Source organism: Kribbella sp. (assembly GCF_035655035.1).
Lineage (GTDB): Bacteria > Actinomycetota > Actinomycetes > Propionibacteriales > Kribbellaceae > Kribbella.
In genome coordinates this window covers 1-3902 of the sequence record NZ_DASRVN010000471.1, presented here as the reverse complement: position 1 = coordinate 3902, position 3902 = coordinate 1, and the positions used below count along the sequence as shown (strand labels likewise).

At 69.2% G+C, this 3902-nt stretch carries 4 protein-coding genes; 1 reads left to right on the top strand and 3 read right to left on the bottom strand.

Annotated elements, in window-relative coordinates:
- Positions 1-1441 (top strand): sialidase family protein (locus VFF46_RS25835; protein ID WP_325039804.1); only part of this gene is annotated, 1441 nt, incomplete at its 5' end.
- 194 nt (positions 1442-1635) lie between these two features.
- On the opposite strand, the gene VFF46_RS25830 is transcribed toward VFF46_RS25835, so the two are convergent.
- From VFF46_RS25830 to VFF46_RS25820, 3 genes are all read right to left on the bottom strand, one after another.
- Entirely contained in the window at positions 1636-2862 is a 1227-nt protein-coding gene (locus VFF46_RS25830; RefSeq protein ID WP_325039803.1) for a deoxyguanosinetriphosphate triphosphohydrolase, read from the bottom strand.
- Between the two features lie 42 nt (positions 2863-2904).
- On the bottom strand, positions 2905-3504 hold the full coding sequence (locus VFF46_RS25825) for a dihydrofolate reductase family protein (protein WP_325039802.1): 600 nt from the start codon (positions 3502-3504) through the stop codon (positions 2905-2907).
- 38 nt (positions 3505-3542) lie between these two features.
- Positions 3543-3902 (bottom strand): TetR family transcriptional regulator C-terminal domain-containing protein (locus VFF46_RS25820; RefSeq protein ID WP_414673090.1); only part of this gene is annotated, 360 nt, incomplete at its 5' end.

Below are 3902 nucleotides of genomic sequence, written 5' to 3'. Positions count from 1 at the left end.
CGGCTGCGACCGCGACCCGTACGTACAGACCAGCGACGACAACGGCGCCACCTGGACCGCGCCGCGCGAACTCACCGACGCGAAGCTCCCGAGCTGGAACTTCTGGTACGCCACCGGCCCGATGCACGGCATCCAGCTCCAGCACGGCCCCCACGCCGGCCGACTGATCGTCGGAGCGAACTTCGAGTCCTACGACGGGGTCGGGCCGCATGTGTATGGCACGCATCTGCTGTACTCCGACGACTCCGGCGAGACCTGGCACATCGGAGCGACGACGTCCCGCGACGACGGGACCGTGATCGCGCAGGAGGTGACCGTGGTCGAGCTGAACGACGGGCGGATCTACGCGCTCGCCCGGGAACGCGGGACGGATCCGGGCAACCGTGCGTACGCGATCAGCAGCGACGGCGGGGCGACGTTCGACAAGCCGTTCCGGACGATCCCGCAGCTGGTGGTGCCGGACGTCCAGGGGTCGCTGCTGCGGTTCGACACCCACCGGATCCTGTTCTCGGCACCGGCGCATCCCGCGGCGCGCGAAGTGTTGACAATCCGATCGTCCTACGACGAGGCGCACTCGTTCGGCACCTGGCAGCAGGGCAAGGTGTTCTGGTGGGGCCCTTCGGCGTACTCCGACATGGTCCGGTTGGACGGCGACCAGGCCGGGCTGTTGTACGAGGCGGGGGTCGCGAGCCCGTACGAGTCGATCCGCTGGGCGCGGTTCAACGAGGCGTACCTGTCGGTGCCGAACGGGACGCCGCCGGGTATCCCGGGACCGCCCGCGCCCGGGCCGCTGACACCTGACGTCGGACCGGCACACAACCCGGCGTACGTCCGCGGCGGGGCGACTGTTGCCGAGGGCAAGTTCGGGACCGGGCTCGCGCTCGACGGGGTGGACGACTACGTCGAGGTACCGTTCGACCGGTCGATCGACCTCGGGGCGGACGACTTCACGATGATGACCTGGATCAAGTACGGCGCGACGAAGGGGTCGCACGCGATCCTGTGGGCGTACCGGACCGGTTCCGGCAGTACGCCGCAGGTGTGGTTGCGGGCCGAGCCGGAGAGCAACCGGATCCGGGCGCTGCTGTCGGTCGACCGGTTCAACGTGACGGTCCAGTCGGCGTCGGCGTACAACGACAACCAGTGGCACCACGTCGTACTCCAACGCGTGAACGGCAAACTCCGCCTGCTGGTCGACGGCACCGAGGTCGGCTCCACTCCAGCCCCCGCCGGCTCGGTCACCGCCGGCAAGGAGTTCGGCGTCCAGGGCATCCACGTAGGCGAACGGGTAGACGGCGCCAACCGCTTCCAAGGCTCGCTCGACGAGGTCCGCATCTACCGCCGGGCTCTCTCCGACGCCGAACTAACCCAAATCCGCCTGACCAACAGCCCCGACAACAACCACCTAGGCCTATCCCTCCCCTTCACCACCATCCACTGACCTCAAGCGTTTGAGAGGTGAACCTCCGAGCCTGCCCCTTCGCCCGCCGCAGGCGGGGTGTGAACCGGCCGGCTCAGAGGTTCACCTCTCAAACGGACCGCGGCGGCAGCTCCGTCCGCTGGACAGTGCTGGACGGGCTGGCGACGGGCGGGGCAGCCCGGAGATGGCAGCCCGGGGGTAGTCGCCTGGCGGGGTCAGCGGATGAGTTGTTGGTGCCAGGCTAGGGCTGAGGGGTCGGTGAGGCTGGCTACCTGGTCCACTACGACGCGGAGGCGGCTGTTGTCGTCGGTCGCCGTCGTGAAGTCGGACTGGAACGGGATGTCCAGGTGCCGCGGGGCGGTCTTCCAGAGGGCTTCCACCAGCTCGGTGAGGAGCTCGCGCTGGGTGGCGCGACGGGCCTGGCGTTCGGGGGACTTGAGGACGTGGTACATCCCGATGCCCTTGAGAAGCCCGATCTCGGTCCGGATCCCGGGCGGCACCACCAGGTCCGCCTCGTACCGAATCAGGCGCGACCCGCCGAACACCGCGTGCGTGGCCTGCTCCGCGGCGGTCGCGAACCGGCCGATCAGCTCGCTGGTCAGGTCCTTCAGCCCGCCGAGCGCCCGCCGGCTGTCGTCGAACGTGGCTGCCGGCCAGTACTGCAAGGCCTTCAACCGCGCCCAGCCCTCATCGAGCTCGGCATCGCTTGCCTCCGGCAAATACATCTGCCGGACCGTCTCCCAGTACGGCTCCCGGACCGTGTCGACCGCGGCCAGATCGATGTGGTGGGCAACGATCCCGTCCTCGACGTCATGCACCGAGTACGCCACGTCGTCGGCGAAGTCCATCACCTGCGCCTCCAGGCAGCGCCGCTCCCCCACTCCCGGCCGCAACCACGTGAACACCGCGAGGTCGTCGTCGTACACCCCGAACTTGCGCTCCCCCGGCCGCCGCGGCCACGGGTACTTGGTCGCGGCGTCGAGGGTCGCGCGGCTCAGGTTCAGCCCGACGCTGCGGCCGTCGGCGTCGAACGTCTTGGACTCCAGCCTGGTCAGCAGTCGCAGGGTCTGCGCGTTTCCCTCGAAGCCGCCGATGTCCGCGGCGACCTGGTCCAGCGCGCGCTCGCCGTTGTGCCCGAACGGCGGATGCCCGAGATCGTGCGCCAGGCACGCCGCGTCCACGATGTCCGGGTCGCAGCCGAGCGTCGCCGCCAGCTCGCGCCCGATCTGCGCGACCTCCAGGCTGTGCGTCAACCGGTTCCGCACGAAGTCGTCGCTGCCCGCCAGCACGACCTGCGTCTTCGCCGCCAGCCGCCGCAGCGCAGCACTGTGCAGCACGCGCGCCCGATCACGCGCGAACGCGGTACGCCCCGGCCGCTTCACCGGCTCGGCGACCCAGCGCTCCGCGTCGTGCTCGTCGTACCCCTCATGCTGCTTCCTCATCACCGCCCACACTATCCGCGGCCACCGACAGTTTCGCGACCTTCAGATGGCTACGCAGTAACGGATCCAGATGACGCCGTCCCGGAAGACCTCGGTGCCGGCGTGCTGCAGGTGCAGGCGAGGTGTGTCGTACCACGAGTCGCCACCGACCAGCACCGGGTGGATGAGGAGCGCCAGCTCGTCCACCAGCTCCTGATCCAGACACGCAGCGATCAGCGCCGGCGAGTCGACGCGGACAGTCTGCAGACCCCGCCGACCCAGAACTGCCAGAACTTCTCCTAGATCGACTTCCTGGTAGCCGGTGATCAGTTCGCGGGTGGTCGCGTCGGCGGGGCGGGCGGGGGTTTGGTCTGCATACAGGGCGAGTACGTCGGACCAGTAGCCGAGGTCTCGTAGTGAGTCCCAGGTGTGGACCCGCGCACGGTCGTCCACCACCGCCAGCAACGGCCCGTCGGCACGTCGGCCGCGCCGCGGAGCCGCGCGTACTTCGTTCTCCTGGGCAACGATCGTGTGCGCGTCGATCAGCGTCACGTCCTCCTGCCACAGCGTCGCCAGCGCATAGAACCGCGCGAGGTCGACGTCGAACCCCGACGTCACCCCGTCCAGCGAAATCGCCAGCTGTGCCACCACATGAGGCCGCATAGCCCCAACCTAGGGACGGCCACCGACAGTTCCCGCGTTCACCAGGGCAGCGGCGTACCGGCGACGACGACCGACTCCAGCCGCGACCGGATGGCCTGACGAGCCTGGTCGTACCCCGCGAGGTCGCCCTGGAGAAGCGACGCGAAGTTCGCCGCCTCGTAGTACGCGTTCAGGTCGAAGGCCAGCTGCTTGGCGTCCGCGACGACCTCGCCGCGTTCGACGGCCGCCTGGACGACGTCCTCGAGCAGCTTCATCCATTCCCAGTGGACCTCGAGGAGCGCGTCGCGCACGGCGCCCTCACGGCCGGCGTACTCGTGCGAGACCTTCTGGAAGAAGCAGCCGCCGGGAAACACGCGTTCCCGCGAGTACTCCAGCCAGCACCAGCTCAGCGCCCACAC